Source organism: Streptococcus sp. 27098_8_86, from assembly GCF_041432595.1.
Classification (GTDB): domain Bacteria; phylum Bacillota; class Bacilli; order Lactobacillales; family Streptococcaceae; genus Streptococcus; species Streptococcus pneumoniae_F.
Map to the genome: position 1 here is coordinate 1 of NZ_JAPVZW010000012.1, position 19,539 is coordinate 19,539.

The window sequence follows — 19,539 nt, forward strand, 5'->3', positions numbered from 1 at the left end:
ATTAATTTTACAACAGCTTCCGTTCGAGCTGTATGTGGGAACATATCGACCGACTGGATATAATGGAGATCATAGACTTCTACTAACCTCACCAAATCACGAGCCAAGGTCGAAACATTGCAAGAAATATAGACCATTTTTTCTGGTACATAGGTAAGAATAGTATCTAATAACTTATCATCCAGACCTGTACGTGGTGGATCTACGATCAGAGCATCTGCTCGGTAGCCTTCCTTATACCAGCGAGGAATAATCTCTTCCGCTGTTCCAGCTTCGTAATGTGTGTTGTCAAATCCCATTCTTTTAGCATTTCGCTTGGCATCTTCAATGGCTTCTGGAATAATATCCATACCTCTTAATGTTTTAACTTTCTTTGCGAAAGCAAATCCAATCGTTCCAACTCCACAATAAGCGTCAATCAAATGGTCTTCTTTATCAACATCCAGCGCTTTTACCGCCTCGTTATAAAGAACTTCTGTTTGTTCAGGATTTAGTTGATAGAAAGCTCGAGGAGATAGTGAAAATTCATAGTCGAGTACACCTTCTTGAATACTCTCTTCTCCCCAGATAATCTCTGTCTTTTCACCATAAATCTCACTGGTTTTAGCTGTATTTGTATTCACAGCTACTGTCACAACTTCTGGAAAATCTTTAATTAAATCTTTTACCAGCAGGGTTAAATTAAGCTGGCGGTTTGTAATTATAATAATCTGAACCTGTCCAGTCTTTCTAGCTCGTCGGACCATTATAGTTCTGACACCTAGAACTTTTCTCTCATCCGTGATTGGAATTTGGTGAAAAGTAAGTAATTCCGCTAGACGATTAGCAATCACTTGGGTTTCCTTGTCTTGTACCAGGCAGTCTTTCAACTCCACTAAATAGTGAGAGTTTTGTGCATATAAGCCCGCCTTGACCTGATTCTTAAATTTTCGAGTCTGAAATTGTAACTTAGCGCGGTAGTACTTTGGTTCCTGCATTCCAATCGTCGGGCGGATTTCATAGTTTTCATATCCTGCAGGGGCAAATTTTTTTAGCGCTTGGTGAAGTAAGTCCGTCTTGAACTCCAGCTGCTTATCATAATGCAGGTGCATGATTTGGCAGCCTCCGCATTCATTGTAAATAGTACAAGCTGGGACAACACGGAATTTAGACTTCTTGTTGACCTTCAGTAATTTTGCCTCTACAAAGTTACGTTTAATAGAAGTAATCTGACAATAGATATCTTCACCTTTGAGAGCACCAGGCACAAAGACTAAGGTTTTTTGATAAAAGCCGATCCCCTCACCATTAATTCCCATGCGCTTGATTTTTAATGGTATTTTTTGTTTCACTTTCAGATTCATACCCCTATCTTATCACATTTTGAGTTATAATAGAACTATGAAAATCACAAAACTTGAAAAGAAAAAAAGACTCTATCTGATGGAGCTTGATAATGGCGACAAATGCTATATTACTGAAGATACAATTGTTCGTTTTATGTTATCAAGAGATAAGGTGATAAGCGAAGAAGAATTGAAAGATATTCAGGACTTTGCCCAATTTTCTTATGGTAAGAATCTAGCTCTCTACCACTTATCCTTTAAAGCACGCACCGAAAAAGAAGTCAGAGAATATCTGAAAAAATACGATATTGATGAAAACATCGTTTCTCAAGTCATTATTAATCTTAAAGAAGATAAGTGGATTAATGACAGCCAGTACGCTTATGCTATCATCAATGCCAATCAACTTTCAGGAGACAAGGGGCCTTATGTACTGACTCAGAAACTAACACAAAAAGGGATTTCAAAATCTACTATAGAAGAGAACTTGAAAGAATTTGATTTTTCTGAAGTTGCTCAACGTGTAGCTAATAAACTATTGAAAAAATATGAAGGAAAACTTCCAGCTCGCGCCTTGCAAGATAAGATTATCCAGAATATAACCAACAAGGGTTTTTCCTATTCTGATGCTAAAAGTGCCTTTGACGAGTTGGATAGTCAAGTTGACCAAGAAACGACTCAGGAACTCATCTTCAAAGAACTTGATAAGCAATATGCCAAGTATGTACGAAAATATGAAGGATACGAACTTAAACAGCGTTTAACCCAAGTTTTAGCACGAAAGGGCTACGATTTTTCGGATATAGCAAGCGCTCTCAGAGAATATCTTTAATATTTTCATATAAAATTCACAGATTTTAGGTAATTTTATGGTACAATAGTAAACGATAAACTTATAAATTGTAGAAAGTTGGTTAGTTATGAAGCTTCCAAAAGAAGGCGACTTTATTACAATTCAAAGTTATAAGCATGATGGGAGTCTCCACCGAACTTGGCGGGACACCATGGTACTAAAAACAACAGAAAACGCCATTATTGGTGTCAACGATCATACACTGGTTACCGAAAGTGATGGTCGTCGTTGGGTTACTCGAGAACCGGCTATTGTTTACTTTCACAAGAAATATTGGTTTAATATCATTGCCATGATTCGCGATAATGGAATTTCCTACTATTGCAATATGGCTAGCCCCTACTATCTGGATGAAGAAGCACTGAAGTATATTGATTACGATTTGGATGTTAAAATTTTTACAGATGGGGAAAAACGTCTCTTGGACGTTGAGGAGTATGAGCGTCACAAACGCAAAATGAATTATTCTGATGACTTGGACTATATTTTAAAAGAACATGTCAAAATTCTTGTTGATTGGATTAACAATGGACGAGGTCCTTTCTCAGAAGCCTATGTAAACATTTGGTACAAGCGCTATGTAGAACTAAAGAATCGGTAAAGTTGTCAAACTAGGGTGAAAGCCCTAGTTTTTTTATTTGAAAAACCCAGCTTTACAGCTGGGCCTATCCTTATATATCTAATTTCGTAACAGTAAATTTGATGTGGGAATAGTCTTTTTCAACATCCTTATCCAGCAAGAACGCTGTGGCATCTTTCTTAACCTGAACCAGGTCAATATTCTGGGCTTGTGCTGCATAGACGCATCCACAATAACATTGACGGTAGATGTCATACTCTTCACACATCTCTACTGAACGTTTGTAGCCTTGATTTTTCTTGAAATCGCTGGGAAGATAATGGGTTGTGTAAATTTTTTGCACATCGATTCCGATACTATTAATGGTTTGAGAATTCTTATGAGGACTGATGGTCAAAGCTGAGCCAAAGTAGTCAAAGCCCAAATCCATAGCCACTTGTGCTGTCTTATCCAGTCGGTAGTCAAAGCAAACCTTGCAACGGTCGCCACCTTCTGGCTCTTCTTCCAGTCCTCTGACTAACTTACGATATTCATTTGGTTCGTAGGGAGCTTCTAGATACTGGACCGTATTTCCTGTCCGCTCATTGAAATCACTGACAAACTTTTTAGTCACATAGGCACGCTTATGGTATTCTGCCTTGGGATGGATATTAGAATTGGCAAAATAGATGGTCACATCTGCATACTTGGTCAAATATTCTAGGGTATAGGTACTGCAAGGGGCACAGCAAACATGCATGAGAATGGTTGGCCGTTGCTCATTTTTCTCCCATACTTGTACCATCTTCTGCATGACACGGTCATAATTAATCTTCTGATTAGGGTTCATCTTGCTCAGAATTTCTTCTACATCGATCATGTTCTTCTCCTTTTTCTAGTCTTATTTTATCATATAAGTTAGGAGAGCTCAAATCAATTTAGAAGTGAATATCATAAAAAGGAGGGATAGGCATTCCCTCCTTTTGTGTTTTTTATAAGTTGTTTTCTATAGAAATCTTACATCATACCGCCCATCATACTTGGATCCATTGCTGGAGCTGGGGCTGCGGGTTCTGGTTTATTGGCCACGACTGCTTCTGTAGTCAAAATCAAGCTGGCTACAGATGCTGCATTTTGTAAGGCTGAACGGCTCACTTTAACTGGATCAATGATTCCTTGATCAATCATATTAACCCACTCACCAGTTGCTGCGTTGAAGCCTGTACCAACTTCAGCATTTTTCAAACGATCGATAACGATTGAACCTTCGAATCCTGCATTGTGGGCGATCTGACGAACAGGTTCTTCCAAAGCACGAAGAACAATATTGCGGCCCGTTGCTTCGTCTCCTGTCAATTCCAAATCAGCCACGGCTGGAATAACATTGACAAGGGCTGTTCCACCACCTGCAACGATACCTTCTTCAACAGCTGCACGAGTAGCGTTGAGGGCATCTTCAATGCGGAGTTTCATTTCTTTCAACTCAGTTTCAGTTGCAGCTCCGACCTTAATAACCGCTACACCACCTGACAATTTTGCCAAGCGTTCTTGCAATTTTTCACGGTCAAATTCAGAAGTTGTGGTTTCGATTTGAGACTTGATAACCGCAACACGGTGAGAAATCGCTTCAGGATTTCCAGCACCTTCTACGATAACAGTGCTATCTTTGTCCACAGTTACTCTCGCTGCTTGACCAAGAGCTTCAATTGTCGCATCTTTCAACTCAAGACCAAGGTCTTCTGTGATAACTGTTCCGCCTGTCAAGATGGCGATATCTTCAAGCATGGCTTTGCGACGGTCACCAAAACCAGGTGCCTTAACGGCTACCACGTTAAAGGTTCCACGAATCTTGTTCAATACAAGGGTTGGAAGAGCCTCACCATCCACATCATCCGCAATAATCAAGAGCGGACGGTTGCTTTGGAGAATGCTTTCCAATAGTGGCAAGATTTCTTGGATATTTGAAATCTTCTTATCTGTAATCAAAATGTATGGATTTTCAAGGTCAGCCATCATTTTTTCGCTATCTGTCACCATATATTGTGAAAGGTAACCACGGTCGAACTGCATACCTTCTACAACTTCAAGCTCTGTTTCCATACCACGTGACTCTTCGATAGTGATGACTCCATCTTTGCCAACTTTTTCCATAGCTTCAGAGATGTATTCGCCTACTTTTTCAGAACGAGAAGATACGGCTGCAACTTGAGCGATAGCTTCTTTGTTAGCAACAGGAATAGCATTGTTTTTCAAGGCTTCAACTGCTGCGGCAACTGCTGTTTCAATCCCACGACGAATACCGATTGGATTTGCACCTGCTGTGACGTTTTTGATGCCTTCACGGACGATTGCTTGAGTCAAGACAGTTGCAGTTGTAGTCCCGTCACCTGCGATATCATTGGTTTTTGAAGCTACTTCTGATACCAATTTGGCACCCATATTTTCAAAATGGTCTTCCAATTCGATTTCTTTGGCAATGGTCACACCATCATTGGTAATCAAGGGTGAGCCAAATGATTTTTCAAGAACGACATTACGACCTTTTGGTCCCAAGGTTACTTTAACAGTGTCTGCAAGGATATCGACACCACGAACCATAGCTGAACGGGCATCTGATGAAAATTTAATTTCTTTTGACATACTTACTTTCTCCTTCTATTCTTCAATGATTGCCAAGATGTTAGCTTCGCCAACGATGATGTACTTTTCATCGCCATCTTTAACATCAAGACCTGCATGGGCTTCAACTAAGACACGATCTCCAGCTTTAACACTTGGAGCAACCAAGTCACCGTTCAAGGTACGAACACCTTGTCCAGTAGCCACAACTTGGGCTGTTTTGGTTTTTTCTTGGGCTGAGCCTGCAAGGACAAAGCCACCAACAGTTTGTTCTTTTTCTTCGATTTTTAAGACCACACGGTCTCCTAATGGTTTCAACATCTGCTTTCCTCCATAATGAGATAGATATCATTAGCACTCTTTGTATTCGAGTGCTAATTCATAGTTCTATTGTATCACTTGGTCAAAAATAGTCAAGAAAAAAGTCTGACTTTCTCAAGATAAAAAGCCTGAGACCAACTCAGACTTTTCAATGCTTAAAATGGCAATTCCTCCTCTTCCAAGACCAAATCCGCCAAATCTTGTCCTGCATTATTTTCACGAATGGCACGTTGGGCACGACTTTCCAAGAGTTGGAATCCTGTAACAAGTACTTCGGTCACATAATTCATCTGGCCATTTTTCTCAAAACGACGGGTACGAAGTTCTCCATCCACTGAAATGAGACTACCTTTAGTTGCATAGCTGGCCAAGCTTTCTGCTAGTCTGCCCCATAGAACCATATTGACAAAGTCAGCTTCACGTTCGCCATTTTGGTCTTTATAACGACGGTTGACTGCAATAGTCGCTCGCGCTACCGACTTGTCATTGTTGGTTTTGTGCAATTCTGGTGTAGACGTCAAACGCCCAATCATGATAACTTTATTATACATATTTTTTCCTCCTACTTATCTATTCGTAGGAAATCAAAAAAAGTTACAGAAATTTGTAACTTTTCGAGGAAATTTTTTACTTTTTATGAACCATGAAACCTGTTGCCTGTTGATTGGCCATGATGGTCATATCTGTAATCTGCACACGACGAGGTTGACTGGTCACATAGACTACTGTGTCTGCGATGTCTGGTGCCTGCAAGGCTTCGATTCCTTGGTAAACGGACGCAGCACGCTCTTTATCACCATGAAAACGTACCGTTGAGAAATCTGTTTCGACAATTCCAGGCTGAATGGTTGTCACCTTGATATCCGTTGCGATGGTATCAATTCGCAGACCATCTGAAAAGGTCTTAACTGCCGCCTTGGTCGCTGAGTAAACAGCTGCACCTGCATAGGCATAAATTCCTGCGGTTGACCCCATATTGATGATATGTCCTTGATTGGCTTTTACCATTGCTGGCAAGAAACAGCGAGTGACTGCCATCAAACCTTTGACATTGGTATCCAGCATGGTCAACATATCCAACTCTTCATAGTCCTGATAAGGTGCTAAACCTAGAGCCAGTCCGGCATTGTTGACCAGAATATCAATCTGACCTATCGTTTCTAGAATATCAGAGCAGACAGTCTTTACCATGTTCATATCCGTGACATCTAGTGGAAAGGTCCAGACAGTTTGATTTGGGAAGGCTTCTGCAAACTCCGACTTAAGAGCTTCTAGTCTATCTGTCCGTCGTCCAGTTAGAACGACATTCTCACCCTGCTCCAGATAAGCACGCGCAATCGCTTCACCGATTCCTGATGTCGCCCCTGTAATCACAACATTTTTTGCCATTTTATTTCCTTCTATCTGGTCTATCAGATATTAACAACTTCTTAGGCAGTCCAGTGTTTAGCTGGATCAAATGGAGTTCCAACAACTTGGTCTTCTGATAATTCAATAATACCACGTTTTTGCGGAGCGTTTGGCAAATGCAATTCACGAGGACTACACATCATGCCAAAACTCTTTTCACCACGAAGTTCGCCTGGGAAAATGAGGTTCCCTTTTGGCATCATAGCTCCAGGAAGAGCTACAATGGTTTTCAACCCAAGACGTGCATTAGGAGCCCCTGCAACGATTTGCACTGTCTTGTCACTTGCGACTGCTACTTGACAGATATTGAGGTGGTCACTATCTGGATGGGCTACCATCTCGACAATTTCACCAACAACAAACTTAGGTTCCTTGTCATTGACAATTTCTTCTTTAAAACCTTCCGTTTGTAACTCTTGGTTCAAACGAGCGACTTGCTCATCTGATAAAAAGACTTGACCGCGCTCTGCAATTTCAAATAAACTTGAAACTTCAAAAATATTCCACGCCACTGTTTCCTCATTATCTTTGAGGAAAACACGGGCTACCTTGCCTTTGCGCTCCACATCTAGTTTGGCATCTCCGCTGTTTTTTACGATGATCATAAGGACATCACCGACATGTTCTTTATTATATGTAAAAATCATTGTTTCCTTTTTCTCCTATTTCAGTCCTGCTAAAAAGTCGTTAATTTGTTGCTTGCTTTTACGGTCGCGATTGACAAAACGACCGATTTCCTTGTCCTTTTCTAGAACAACAAGGCTAGGAATCCCGTAAACATCCCAGAGTTTGGCTAAATCCATGTACTGGTCTCGGTCCACCCGAATAAAGGTGAACTCTGGATTGGTCTCCTCAATTTCTGGCAAGGCAGGATAGATATAACGACAATCGCCACACCAGTCCGCCACAAAAAGAAAGACCTTCTTCCCATCTTTTTCCACTAAAGATGCCAATTCTTCTAAACTTGCTGGCTGTATCATAAGACTTCCTCCTCATAGACTAGGTCTTCATTTTCATAGATAAAGGTATAATGACGGCCATCCTCAAAAATGACACCACCAACCAAGCTCTCTAGACTGCTTTCGTATACTTGAACATAGAGGGTCGCAATTTCCCCCATGTCTGAAAAATGGTCTCGCACAATCGCTGTCAACTCTTCCTGAGTCTTCCTGAGCTTACGGTCATCTGCAACTTTTTTCGTAGCAAGGGCAAGGCTCCCAATACCAAGCAGAGCCAGACCTGCCATCCACATTTTTTTAGCTTTCATACCATTCATTTTAACACAAAAAAGGTTTTAGGACAAATGAGGAAACAGCAGAAAAGCAAGTAAAAAGCCTCTTCCTTTAAGGAAAAGGACTTCTTATACTTACTGCCAGGCACCAGAGTTGCCAACGTAGTAACCATCAGGCGTGTAGGTATTGCGAAGCATCTTACCTGATGAAGCCAGATAATACCACTTGCCATTATCTTTGACCCAATCATTCGCAATCATGGCACCAGAAGAACTTACATAATACCATTCTCCCTTGTCATAAACCCAAGCGCTTGCTTTCATAGCTCCTGAAGTTGATAAATAGTACCACTTGCCTTGATCATAAAGCCAGTCACTCGCAATCATGGCTCCTGATGATTTAAAGGCATACCAGTTGCCACCTTGATAGAGCCAAGTTTGATTGAACATGACTCCTTTATCATTCATAAAGTACCAAGTTCCCTTGTCCTTAACCCAATCCTTCTGCACTAATTGGCCTTGTTTTTGATAGTACCACTTTTCACTGTAATTCTTTTTTAGCCAGCCTTCTGCTTTTACAATCGGATAAAGTTCTTTGAAAGATCCTCCATCATCATATTTATGACTGATAGATTTTAGTTTTTCAAGTTTCAACTCGCCATTGTCATAGTCTGCCCAAGCAAAGACTTTTTGACCATTGACAGTCTCTGGTAAGGTAGCAGTGTAAGTCTTGGTTTGATAATCCCATTTAGCATCAAGGTAAGTGTATTGATCATTTGATTCTTCAATACGATAGTAACCTCTCTTTCCACTATCATTATGAATATCATCCACAACTTTCGTTGACCAGGTCTTTACTTCATTTCCGCTCTTAGCTTCTACCTTGATATCTCCTCTATAGCCATATGGAACATAGAAATTCAGGTAACGCCCCTCTACGCCCATCATAGACTTGTCCTTTTCTTGACCTAGGAAATTGACAGTTTGATCTTGACCATTGAGACTAACCGTCCACTCGATTTTCTCGGTTTTTGGCAAATCCAAGACTTTTATATCCACTTCATGACCATTGTTAAACCGAAGAATCTTGCCATCTTGATACTGCACTCCACACTTAACAACCCATTCTTCTTTAAGCTCAAATGCCTGCCCTGAATGTGGAAAAGCCAGTAAAGCTAGACCAGCTAGAGACAAACCAAATAATGTGATTTTTTTCATTGTAGATCCTCCTTAGGTATTGTTATGTTAATTGTATCACTATATTTTTATTTTGCAAATCTTATCCTAAATATGCAAGCAAAAAACCTCTGAGATTGGTCTCAAAGGTTCTGATTTTACTAATTGCTGTTCTCAACTGCTGCAGTGACAAAGGCAGTGTAGAGTTCTTCTGGACGGTTTGGACGGCTTGATAGTTCAGGGTGATACTGACATGCTACAAAGAATTTATTTTCAGGAATTTCCACAATTTCGACCAAACGATTATCTGGAGAAACTCCTGAGAAGACAAAGCCTGCTGCCTCAAACTGCTCACGGAAGGCGTTGTTAAACTCATAACGGTGACGGTGACGGCGTTGCACCACTTCTTGATTGTGATAAGCAGCCGCTGCCTTTGAGCCACGTTTCAACTTAGACGGATAAAGCCCCAAGCGAAGGGTTCCCCCCATATCCTCAACATCAATCTGATCACGCATGATATCAATGATAGGGTATTTTGTTTCTGGTGCAAGCTCTGCAGAATTGGCACCTTCAAAACCCAAAACGTGACGAGCAAATTCGATACATGTCAACTGCATTCCCAAGCAGACTCCCAACATTGGAACATCATTCTCACGCGCATAGCGGATAGCTTGGATTTTCCCTTCAGTACCACGTTGGCCAAAACCTCCTGGTACGATGATTCCGTCAGCATCAGACAAAAGCTCTGCAACATTCTCTGCTGTCACATCATTGGCATTAATCCAATTTATCTTAACTTCTGCGTCGTTGGCATAACCAGAGTGTTTCAAGGCTTCAACCACTGAGATGTAGGCGTCTTGCAACTCCACATACTTACCAACAAGGGAAATCTTAACTTGTTTCTTGAGGTTCATGACCTTGTCCACCATGGCTGACCATTCTGTCATATCTGCTACTGGTGCGTCTAGTTTCAGGTGGTCACAGACAATTTGATCCATACCTTGAGCCTGCAAGTTCAATGGAATTTGGTAAAGATGTTCGACATCCAACGACTCGATAACGGCTTCTGGTGCCACATCACAGAACTGGGCCAGTTTGTTTTTAATCCCTTGACCAGCTGGCTGCTCTGTACGAATCACCAACATATTTGGCTGAATTCCCAAACCACGTAATTCTTTGACAGAGTGTTGAGTTGGTTTGGTTTTCATTTCACCAGCGGCCTTGAGGTATGGCAGCAAGGTTGTATGGATATACATGACATTATCCGCACCCACATCTGCCTTCATCTGACGAAGGGCCTCTAGGAATGGCAAGGACTCGATATCCCCAACAGTTCCGCCGACCTCTGTGATAATGACATCAGAGTCGGTCGTTAGAGCGGCACGCTTGATTTTTTCTTTCAAAGCATCTGTGATATGAGGAATAACCTGAACAGTTGCCCCAAGGTATTCTCCACGGCGTTCTTTACGAAGCACTTCACTGTAAATTTTCCCAGTTGTCACGTTGGAATATTTGTTGAGATTGATATCGATGAAACGTTCATAGTGACCCAAGTCCAAATCTGTCTCAGCTCCGTCATCTGTCACAAAAACTTCCCCGTGCTGGTAAGGGCTCATAGTTCCCGGATCGATATTGATATAAGGGTCAAACTTTTGAATGGTTACTTTGAGACCACGATTTTTCAAGAGACGTCCTAGACTTGCTGCTACAATCCCTTTCCCAATAGACGATACCACACCACCAGTTACAAAAATATATTTCGTAGACATAGATTCCTCTTTCTAAAATGCTCAAGGTCTTGTCAACTACGAGGGGACATAGAAAACAAGACCCTACTAATAAGAATAATCTGGAACGACTGCACCAGATTCACAACTAATACTCTTCGAAAATCAAATTCAAACCGCGTCAACGTCGCCTTGCCGTACGCAAGTACAGCCTGCGGCTAGTTTGCTCTTTGATTTTCATTGAGTATAAAATACAAGAAAATAATTTCTTGAAAAAACAAAAATAGCTCCCTAAGAACTAGGGAGCCCTGACCTCTAAAAGAGGTGCCCGAACAATATGATACCTAAAAATAGGATAATTGTCAATAGCTAACTTTTATTCCTCGGTGTTTTCAGAATCATCGTCTGAAAACTCGTCATCTTCTTCATTGAGATCCACGTCTTCACCCAAGTCATCAGGAGCAATCTCGTTGATTTCTGCATCATAAGCTTCCACTTCGTTTTTCTCATCATCTGGATTTTCATCATCGTATGAAAGAGCTGGATCTGCTTCGTATGCATCTTCGTCTTCTGGATCATCCGCATTATAGTCAATAGCATCTGAATCACCATCCATGAAGGCATTGACACGTTTTTTCTTAGCTTTTGGTGCTACTTCATCGTCGTCATTTTCTTCAAGAGCGATGATTTCTTCATCGATTTCGTCCACACCATACCATGAACGAAGGCCCCATTTGTTGTCTCCAAGTGAGATGAAGCTACCGTCAAAGTTCAACTCTGTGTAGAACAAAGGCAAAGCTTCGCGGATATCGCTGTTTGATGTTCCAAGGTAGTTTTGAATTTCGTTTACAAGATCGCTAAAATGCATCTCATGGTCGCGACCACGAAGTTCCAAGATAGCACGCGCTACCTCAATCATAGATAGTTCACTTTTTTCTTGCCCAGCAAATACTTCTAATTCCAAAGCGTTTCTCCTCATTTATACTACTATCGCCAGAGCGAACAGACTCTGACCTCATTTTATCATTTACTCTTTATTTTACGATAATTTTGCAGAATAGTCAAAGGTTAAGGGGGAGAAAGTGACAGGACTTTTATTTCTTTGCTACCCAGCTGATGGTGTCGCTATGTGGGTTGGTACGGGCACGAATTGACTGAGCTTACTGTGTAGTAAGCTGATTTCTAAAATATTAGTTACTCTCAGTATACCAAATACCAAGCCCAATTTGTATATGGGCCTGATAGAAAAATTTCGAAAAAGAAAGTGTTAAGATGGCTAGCATGCTTAAAATTTTTATTAAGACAGCTTGAATATAACTTGTTAGTTAAATATAACTATCTTATAAATTATTTAAGTTCCTTACTTTTTTGCACAATCTTGTTTGAAACTCTATTCATATTATGGATAACCAATGTTATTGTTGACAAAAAAGCTAAAACTACAAGTGATAAAAAAATGATTCGTAACAGTTCCAAAATCCACTGGGCAATATTAACTACAATAATCATTTTAAGAATAGAAAATATAATAATTAGACACCAAAGAAAAGATGGAAATAAATAATCCGCAAGGTACCCATAATATACATCAGGTTTGACTGTATAAAATCTTGCAAAATCTTCAACTGAATAAACCTCTCTACCAAACATATACATAGATAATATAAAAGCTAATGCAGATACTGAAATTACAATGAATTGAGTAGCATTAAATGCTTGATAATTGATTGTTATAATTTCATTTGGAACAGCAAATGTTACAATCAATACAAGAATTATGAATATCAAATAAGAAATCCACACACTCATTGGAAGGAGCTTATTTCTTGCTATGTAAATAATCTTTATTGGATTTTTTTCAATGAGCATTATTTTATCCTCACTTAGACTTTATAATTGAATTTAAAAAATTTATTATTGTAGTTCCGTTGCTCTTTATGTCTATTATATATCCTTTAATGCCAGGAATAATTAAAATCTTTTGTATTTTCTGTAAAAAATCTTTATTATCAATCGTATCGGGGCAAATAAAGGTTGTTCTAGATTCTTTTGCATCAGTAATCATTGGGAGTTTGAGTAATATATCTAGTTCATCGTCAGTATTTCCATTAGGATAAGTTGTAATAATTTCAATAGATTTCATATTTTCAGTAGTGTTCAATACGATATTTTCATATACTGGATTAATTTTAATATAGCCTATATCACTCTTTAAATCATTTATCTGAGTTTCGATTTTTTTATACGAATCTAGCGCTTCATAAATTGTTACGTTATTGATAGTAAGTATCTCGTTTCCAAATGAATAATCAACTTTTATATCTTCCGTACCATTTTGAATTTGTTCTTCAAGATACAAAATAATTCTTGTTACTCTTCTTAAGTGATCTAAACCTTTTCCAACTTCAGAATCAATATTAAAATCATACAATCGCTCGATTTCCTCATAAACTTGACTACTTGTATATCTAGAATTAGCCTGATTCAAAACAATGAATTTAGATAGTAGTATTTTTCTATCGTAAATAGCATTTTCTAATTTAAATAAAAAATCTGGATTATAGTGTATACCATTCCCTTTCTTATACTCATTTGTAATTATCTTATATTCGATGGCAATTTCCTCGGTAATTTTTATAAGATTTCTATATTCCTCAGATTCAGCAATTTCTTTATAGTCTTGAAAAATTACTAAACTCATTTTATCTTTCTCTATTATAGGATTAGAAAACAAATCATTGTAGGCATTGAAAATAGCATTAGGAATAACTTGTGATTTTAATTCATCAATCTTGTTATAATATTTCTTTAAAATATGCGGTTGCACATTTAATTTAAAAATAAAATTTCTTTTTTCCATTGATAGACCTCCGTTACTATACAGGGAAAGTTTTATGTTATTATACCAAAAAACACGGCATTCCGCCGTGTTTCTATGTTTATTTCACCAACTTCTTCATCTCATCAATACGTGCTACGGTCGCGTCGTATTTCGCTTGGTAGTCGGCTTGTTTGTCGCGTTCTTTTTGGACGACTTCTGGTTTGGCATTGGCTACGAAGCGTTCGTTAGAGAGCTTCTTGCCGACCATGTCCAGTTCTTTTTGCCATTTAGCAAGTTCCTTGTCGAGACGGGCCAGTTCTTCTTCGACATTGAGGAGGTCTGCCAGTGGCAGGTAGATTTCTGCTCCTGTGATGACACTTGACATAGCAAGTTCAGGCGCAGGAATATTTGACGCGATCTCCAAGTGTTCTGGATTTGTGAAGCGTTTGATGTAGTTGACATTGCTGTTAAAGAAGGCTTCCAAGTCGCTATCGCTTGTCTTAACAAGGATGGTGATAGGCTTGCTTGGAGCAACGTTTACTTCAGCACGCGCATTACGAACAGCACGGATCAAGTCTTTGAGGCTTTCGACACCAGTGTGGGCAGCGAGATCTTCAAAGGCTGGATTAATAGTTGGGTATGCTGCTGTAACGATAGAACCTTCTGAGATTTGTCCAAAGATCTCCTCTGTCACAAATGGCATGATTGGGTGAAGGAGACGAAGAATCTTGTCCAAGGTGTAAAGGAGAACAGAACGTGTGATGACTTTCTCTTCTTCATTTTCGCTATAAAGGACTTCCTTAGTCAATTCAACATACCAGTCCGCAAATTCATCCCAGATGAAGTTGTAGAGGATGTGACCAGCCACACCAAACTCAAATTTGTCAAAGTTTGCAGTTGCTTTGCCGATAGTTTCATTGAGGTTGTGGAGAATCCAACGGTCTGTGACATTTCCAGCTTCCTTGTTGGCAACTTTTTCCACATTGGCAGTTGCTTGCTCAAGGGTCAATCCTTCATTGTTCATGAGGATGTAGCGCGAGATGTTCCAGATCTTGTTAATGAAGTTCCATGAAGCATCCATTTTCTCGTAAGAGAAGCGCACGTCTTGGCCTGGTGCAGAACCGTTTGAAAGGAACCAACGAAGGGCATCGGCACCGTATTTCTCGATGACATCCATTGGGTCAATCCCGTTACCGAGTGACTTAGACATCTTGCGTCCTTGCTCGTCACGGATAAGACCATGGATAAGGACATTTTGGAATGGTTGACGGCCAGTGAATTCCAAGGATTGGAAGATCATACGAGACACCCAGAAGAAGATGATGTCGTAACCTGTTACCAAGGTTGAAGTTGGGAAGTAACGTTTGAAGTCTTCTGAGTCCACATCTGGCCAGCCCATGGTTGAGAATGGCCAGAGGGCAGAACTAAACCAAGTATCCAAGACGTCTTCGTCCTGAGTCCATCCGTCACCTTCTGGAGCTTCTTCACCAACATACATTTCACCCTCAGCATTGTACCAGGCAGGGATTTGGTGCCCCCACCAGAGCTGACGAGAGATTACCCAGTCGTGGACATTTTCCATCCATTGGAGGAAGGTATCGTTGAAACGAGGTGGGTAGAATTCTACCTTGTCTTCTGTGTCTTGGTTGGCAATGGCATTTTTGGCCAATTGATCCATCTTGACGAACCACTGAGTAGACAAGCGTGGTTCAACCACAACACCTGTACGCTCTGAGTGACCAACACTGTGGACACGTTTTTCGATTTTAACAAGGGCACCGATTTCTTCCAGTTTAGCAACGACTGCCTTACGAGCTTCAAAACGGTCCATGCCTGCAAATTCGAAGGCAAGCTCGTTCATAGTTCCGTCGTCGTTCATGACGTTAACTTGTGGCAAGTTGTGTCGTTGACCCACCAAGAAGTCGTTTGGATCGTGGGCAGGGGTGATTTTCACGACACCTGTACCAAACTCAGGATCTGCGTGCTCATCACCAACGATTGGGATTAATTTATTAGCGATTGGAAGGATGACATTTTTTCCGATCAAGTCCTTGTAGCGTGGGTCTTCTGGATTAACCGCTACCGCAACGTCCCCAAACATGGTCTCAGGACGAGTTGTAGCAACTTCAAGAGCGCGTGAACCGTCTTCCAGCATGTAGTTCATGTGGTAGAAGGCACCTTCCACATCCTTGTGGATCACCTCGATATCAGAAAGGGCTGTGCGTGCAGCTGGGTCCCAGTTGATGATAAACTCACCACGGTAGATCCAGCCTTTCTTGTAAAGGTCCACAAAGACCTTGCGAACGGCTTTTGACAAACCTTCATCAAGAGTGAAACGCTCGCGAGAGTAGTCTACTGAGAGTCCCATCTTGCCCCATTGTTCTTTGATAGTAGTGGCATATTCGTCTTTCCATTCCCAGACCTTGTCGAGGAATTTTTCACGACCTAGGTCATAACGTGTAATACCCTCACCACGTAAGCGCTCCTCAACCTTAGCTTGAGTGGCAATACCAGCGTGGTCCATACCAGGAAGCCAAAGCGTATCAAAACCTTGCATGCGTTTTTGACGGATGATAATATCTTGCAAAGTTGTGTCCCAAGCATGACCAAGGTGAAGTTTCCCAGTCACGTTTGGTGGCGGAATCACGATTGAATAAGGCTTAGCCTTTTGATCTCCTGAAGGCTTGAAAACATCTGCATCAAGCCATTTTTGGTAACGACCAGCCTCAACCTCGGCTGGATTGTATTTAGGTGAAAGTTCTTTAGACATGTATTTGTCCTTTCTCTATTTTGTTCATTTTATTTTGAATGTGTTTAGCAGCTTCTTCTGCTGACAAATTCGTATTATTTATTTTAAAGTAGTGGTGCAACTCATTCGGTTGATATTGAGAATTTAATTGAAGTGTTTTAGCGGTCTCTAAAATTTCTCTTTCAGATACCTCAATATGTCGTTTTAAGGGTTTGTGCTTTAATCGATTCTCCGTTCGATTTCGACGTATGCGCTCTTCAAGACTTGTTTCCAACTCAACAAAAAGAATCTCTTGATGATAATCATCCAATAAATTCTGAATTTGCTTTAAATACATAAGTTGGTACTGATTTGAAAAATCAATTACGTCAGTTAAAATTACTGATCGCTGATTTCTTGCACTTGCTCCAAGGAATGAAAAGGTGATTCCACGAACAAATTCCCACATTTCCTCTGTATAATCCTGATAGATTTCCAGTGCAAAATCGATAGCTTGATGGTTATAAAATAGGGTAGCATCCGTCAGTCGAGATAATTCTTGACCAATGGTCATTTTTCCTGATGCTGGAGCACCAATGATGAAAAGATGCATCAAATCACCTCCCACTCACTCCTCAGCAAACCATATATCAGACTGTCACAGCGGTTCCCTTGAACATCTTTACGGTCTCGGATGCGAGCTTCGAGGGTAAATCCAAGTTTTTCTGCGACTCGTTGACTTTGGAGATTGTGACCAAAGCAGACCAATTCAATCTTATGAAGCCCCAGTTCTTTAAATCCTAAGTCAATCAAGGAACGCGCTGCTTCTGGTACATAGCCTAGACCCCAATAGTCTGGGTGCAAGGTATAGCCAATTTCTAGCACATCATCCGCATGGCGGTGGTTGAAGTCAACAGAACCAATGACTTTATCGGTTCCTTTGACGACAATCCCGTAGCCAGCTGGGAGATTTTCCTTTTGATTGCGCTCTGGAAGAATGTGCTCCAGATAATAGATCTCATCTTCCAAGGTATTGACGGGCGGAAAACCTGCTGGGTAGGTGACTTCTGGAAGACTAGCGTAGGCATGAATATCCTCGGCATCAGCCACGGTGCGGACTCGTAGGATGAGTCGTTCGGTTTCTAATCGTTCTGGTAATTCAGCTCTTGTCATCCTTCTTCCTCGCTTTCTTGATAAAGCTTCCCATGGGATTAACTCGGTCATCTAGATAACGATAAACCCGCTGATGGCCGTCCCCCATAAAGTAAATCGGCGCAAAACGGTCATTTTTAAAATTCCCTTTCTCATCCAAGAGTTCAGAATCAGCAAGTCGCTCGATAATCTTGGCAAAGATATGACAGATTCCATCTTCCTCGATAATCCGATCTACCTGACAGTCCAATACGACTGGACAGGCCTCTAAAATCGGAGACTGAGTCTGTTCAGAAATCTCATAGTCTAGTCCTAGATGTTTCAGCTTCTCTCGACGACTGATAAAGCCGGCCTGCTCCATCGCAAGCATAGAAGTTTCATCAGGAATATTTACGGTGAACTTCTGATAATACTTAATCTGATCAGCCGCATTTTCCTCAGCTCCGACACCAATGACTAGCCAATCTCCCAAGCTATAAGAGGAGCTACAGGTCGTAATATTGTGTCCAAAATTCTGATCCTGGTACCCCAAAATGAAGATAGGAAAACCATAATATAGTTTACTTGTTTTAAAAGATTGCTTCATAACAACCTCCTTTGACCAAAACGCAAAAGAAAAGCCCTGCCATCTACATGACAGGGACGAATGTGTTTATCCGCGGTACCACCCAATTTCGGGCAAGGCCCGCAACTTTAGTCTTTAAAATAAAAAGACAGTAATATTTCATTTTTTATCCATCAGCAACCAGTTTTGACACATTTGTGGACCTCTCAGCACCGCCACTTTCTGTAAAATGTGGGATTCAAAACACCTCTGATGGCTTTATTGTAGCAAGATTTTTTCGGAAATGCAAGGCTCAAGAAAGATTATTTGAACTTGATACCATTTTCCTTCAATTTCTTGATGGTAGCTGGGCCGATTCCTTTCAAGGCAAGGAGTTCTTTCTCAGTCCAGTTTTTAAAATCTGACGCAGACTTGATGCCTTCATCATAGAAAGTTTTGGCACGGTCAAGTGGAAGTCCACCCAAGTTTGCTGCAAAATCTTCTACAGAATTGGCTACTTTTTGAGCTTGCTCTTTGGTAGCTTCTACTGCTTGTTCAACTTTTTTAGAAACAGCCTTACCAGCTTGGCTTGCTGACTGTTCTGCACGCTTCACGACTTTTTTTGTCTCTTCTACAACCTTAGTCACAGTACTTGAAAAGGCACCTGCACGACGGAGGCTATTTCGTAATTGTTTTTTACGACTGAGTTTCTTTGACATGATAAAATCCTTTCAATAAAAAATCCCTGCTCTGACAAGGATTTAATATAAATATTCTATCAAGATTTTAGTAAAAAATCAAGAATCTATCTCGTTTAATAATTTCGCTCACCAAACAAGCCATCTGGCAAATCATGGAATCCCTTGCCTACTTTGAAGTTTTCAAACTTACCAAGCAAGAACTGATAAGCATCCAAGCGACTTTCGTAGCGAATCATGGCATCTTTGGCACGTTCATCTTGGTCTTCTTCATAGACTTTTTGACTTTCCTTGTGCGCCATTTCATTAATCATGATTTGGGTATTGACCCAGGCTTCAAATTCCTTCATAAATTCTTGTTCGTAACTCATTTTT

22 protein-coding genes are annotated in these 19,539 nt (G+C 40.5%); 2 read left to right on the forward strand and 20 right to left on the reverse strand.

All coding sequences use genetic code 11. The features are described 5' to 3' along the window. On the reverse strand, nt 1–1,343 hold a 1,343-nt coding region (gene rlmD / locus O3616_RS09245; RefSeq protein WP_371638701.1), incomplete at its 3' end, for a 23S rRNA (uracil(1939)-C(5))-methyltransferase RlmD. A gap of 37 nt (nt 1,344–1,380) precedes the next feature. On the opposite strand from rlmD, the gene recX reads away from it, so the two are divergent. Then, entirely contained in the window at nt 1,381–2,157 is a 777-nt protein-coding gene (gene recX / locus O3616_RS09250) for a recombination regulator RecX (RefSeq protein WP_371638702.1), read from the forward strand. An 88-nt stretch (nt 2,158–2,245) separates the two neighbouring features. After that, nucleotides 2,246–2,779 carry a DUF402 domain-containing protein gene (locus O3616_RS09255; RefSeq protein WP_000775316.1) on the forward strand — a complete coding sequence of 178 codons (534 nt, stop codon included), beginning with the start codon at nt 2,246–2,248 and terminating at the stop codon, nt 2,777–2,779. A gap of 70 nt (nt 2,780–2,849) precedes the next feature. On the opposite strand, the gene O3616_RS09260 is transcribed toward O3616_RS09255, so the two are convergent. The 19 genes from O3616_RS09260 to O3616_RS09350 form a co-directional block, all read right to left on the reverse strand. After that, nucleotides 2,850–3,617 (reverse strand): epoxyqueuosine reductase QueH, encoded by a 768-nt coding sequence (locus O3616_RS09260; protein WP_000567567.1) that lies wholly within the window; start codon nt 3,615–3,617, stop codon nt 2,850–2,852. 137 nt (nt 3,618–3,754) lie between these two features. Next, nucleotides 3,755–5,377, reverse strand: coding sequence for a chaperonin GroEL (gene groL, locus O3616_RS09265; RefSeq protein WP_371638703.1), 1,623 nt, complete (start codon nt 5,375–5,377; stop codon nt 3,755–3,757). Between the two features lie 15 nt (nt 5,378–5,392). Beyond that, complete coding sequence (gene groES, locus O3616_RS09270; RefSeq protein WP_000917323.1) at nt 5,393–5,677, reverse strand: co-chaperone GroES; 285 nt, start codon at nt 5,675–5,677, stop codon at nt 5,393–5,395. Between the two features lie 155 nt (nt 5,678–5,832). Continuing rightward, nucleotides 5,833–6,228 carry a single-stranded DNA-binding protein gene (locus O3616_RS09275; protein ID WP_371638704.1) on the reverse strand — a complete coding sequence of 132 codons (396 nt, stop codon included), beginning with the start codon at nt 6,226–6,228 and terminating at the stop codon, nt 5,833–5,835. 76 nt (nt 6,229–6,304) lie between these two features. After that, nucleotides 6,305–7,066, reverse strand: coding sequence for an SDR family NAD(P)-dependent oxidoreductase (locus O3616_RS09280; RefSeq protein ID WP_371638705.1), 762 nt, complete (start codon nt 7,064–7,066; stop codon nt 6,305–6,307). A gap of 41 nt (nt 7,067–7,107) precedes the next feature. Next, complete coding sequence (ytpR, locus tag O3616_RS09285) at nt 7,108–7,734, reverse strand: YtpR family tRNA-binding protein (protein WP_371638706.1); 627 nt, start codon at nt 7,732–7,734, stop codon at nt 7,108–7,110. A 15-nt stretch (nt 7,735–7,749) separates the two neighbouring features. Continuing rightward, the gene (locus tag O3616_RS09290) at nt 7,750–8,067 is read right to left on the reverse strand and encodes a thioredoxin family protein (RefSeq protein ID WP_000615777.1); all 318 of its coding nucleotides are present in this window, start codon (nt 8,065–8,067) and stop codon (nt 7,750–7,752) included. Next, nucleotides 8,064–8,363 (reverse strand): DUF4651 domain-containing protein, encoded by a 300-nt coding sequence (locus tag O3616_RS09295; RefSeq protein WP_371638707.1) that lies wholly within the window; start codon nt 8,361–8,363, stop codon nt 8,064–8,066. The genes O3616_RS09290 and O3616_RS09295 overlap by 4 nt, the downstream gene beginning before the upstream one ends. A 90-nt stretch (nt 8,364–8,453) precedes the next feature. Then, nucleotides 8,454–9,536, reverse strand: a complete 1,083-nt coding sequence (locus tag O3616_RS09300; protein ID WP_371638708.1) for an N-acetylmuramoyl-L-alanine amidase family protein — start codon at nt 9,534–9,536, stop codon at nt 8,454–8,456. 119 nt (nt 9,537–9,655) lie between these two features. After that, nucleotides 9,656–11,263 (reverse strand): CTP synthase, encoded by a 1,608-nt coding sequence (locus tag O3616_RS09305; protein WP_371638709.1) that lies wholly within the window; start codon nt 11,261–11,263, stop codon nt 9,656–9,658. A 334-nt stretch (nt 11,264–11,597) separates the two neighbouring features. Then, nucleotides 11,598–12,185, reverse strand: a complete 588-nt coding sequence (rpoE, locus tag O3616_RS09310; RefSeq protein WP_045612819.1) for a DNA-directed RNA polymerase subunit delta — start codon at nt 12,183–12,185, stop codon at nt 11,598–11,600. Between the two features lie 383 nt (nt 12,186–12,568). Next, nucleotides 12,569–13,090: a hypothetical protein gene (locus O3616_RS09315; protein WP_371638710.1), complete on the reverse strand. Its 522-nt coding sequence runs from the start codon at nt 13,088–13,090 to the stop codon at nt 12,569–12,571. Between the two features lie 10 nt (nt 13,091–13,100). Continuing rightward, nucleotides 13,101–14,081 (reverse strand): hypothetical protein, encoded by a 981-nt coding sequence (locus O3616_RS09320; RefSeq protein ID WP_371638711.1) that lies wholly within the window; start codon nt 14,079–14,081, stop codon nt 13,101–13,103. 79 nt (nt 14,082–14,160) lie between these two features. After that, nucleotides 14,161–16,812: a valine--tRNA ligase gene (locus O3616_RS09325; protein ID WP_371638712.1), complete on the reverse strand. Its 2,652-nt coding sequence runs from the start codon at nt 16,810–16,812 to the stop codon at nt 14,161–14,163. After that, nucleotides 16,805–17,383, reverse strand: coding sequence for an AAA family ATPase (locus O3616_RS09330; protein ID WP_371638713.1), 579 nt, complete (start codon nt 17,381–17,383; stop codon nt 16,805–16,807). Before O3616_RS09330 ends, O3616_RS09325 begins: the two co-directional genes overlap by 8 nt. Then, complete coding sequence (locus tag O3616_RS09335; protein ID WP_371638714.1) at nt 17,383–17,943, reverse strand: GNAT family N-acetyltransferase; 561 nt, start codon at nt 17,941–17,943, stop codon at nt 17,383–17,385. The genes O3616_RS09330 and O3616_RS09335 overlap by 1 nt, the downstream gene beginning before the upstream one ends. Beyond that, nucleotides 17,930–18,508, reverse strand: coding sequence for a flavin reductase family protein (locus tag O3616_RS09340; RefSeq protein WP_371638715.1), 579 nt, complete (start codon nt 18,506–18,508; stop codon nt 17,930–17,932). Before O3616_RS09340 ends, O3616_RS09335 begins: the two co-directional genes overlap by 14 nt. Nucleotides 18,509–18,789: 281 nt before the next feature. Beyond that, on the reverse strand, nt 18,790–19,185 hold the full coding sequence (locus O3616_RS09345) for a helix-hairpin-helix domain-containing protein (RefSeq protein WP_125458177.1): 396 nt from the start codon (nt 19,183–19,185) through the stop codon (nt 18,790–18,792). A gap of 95 nt (nt 19,186–19,280) precedes the next feature. Further along, entirely contained in the window at nt 19,281–19,535 is a 255-nt protein-coding gene (locus tag O3616_RS09350; protein WP_371638716.1) for a DUF1912 family protein, read from the reverse strand. Between the last annotated feature and the right edge of the window lie 4 nt (nt 19,536–19,539).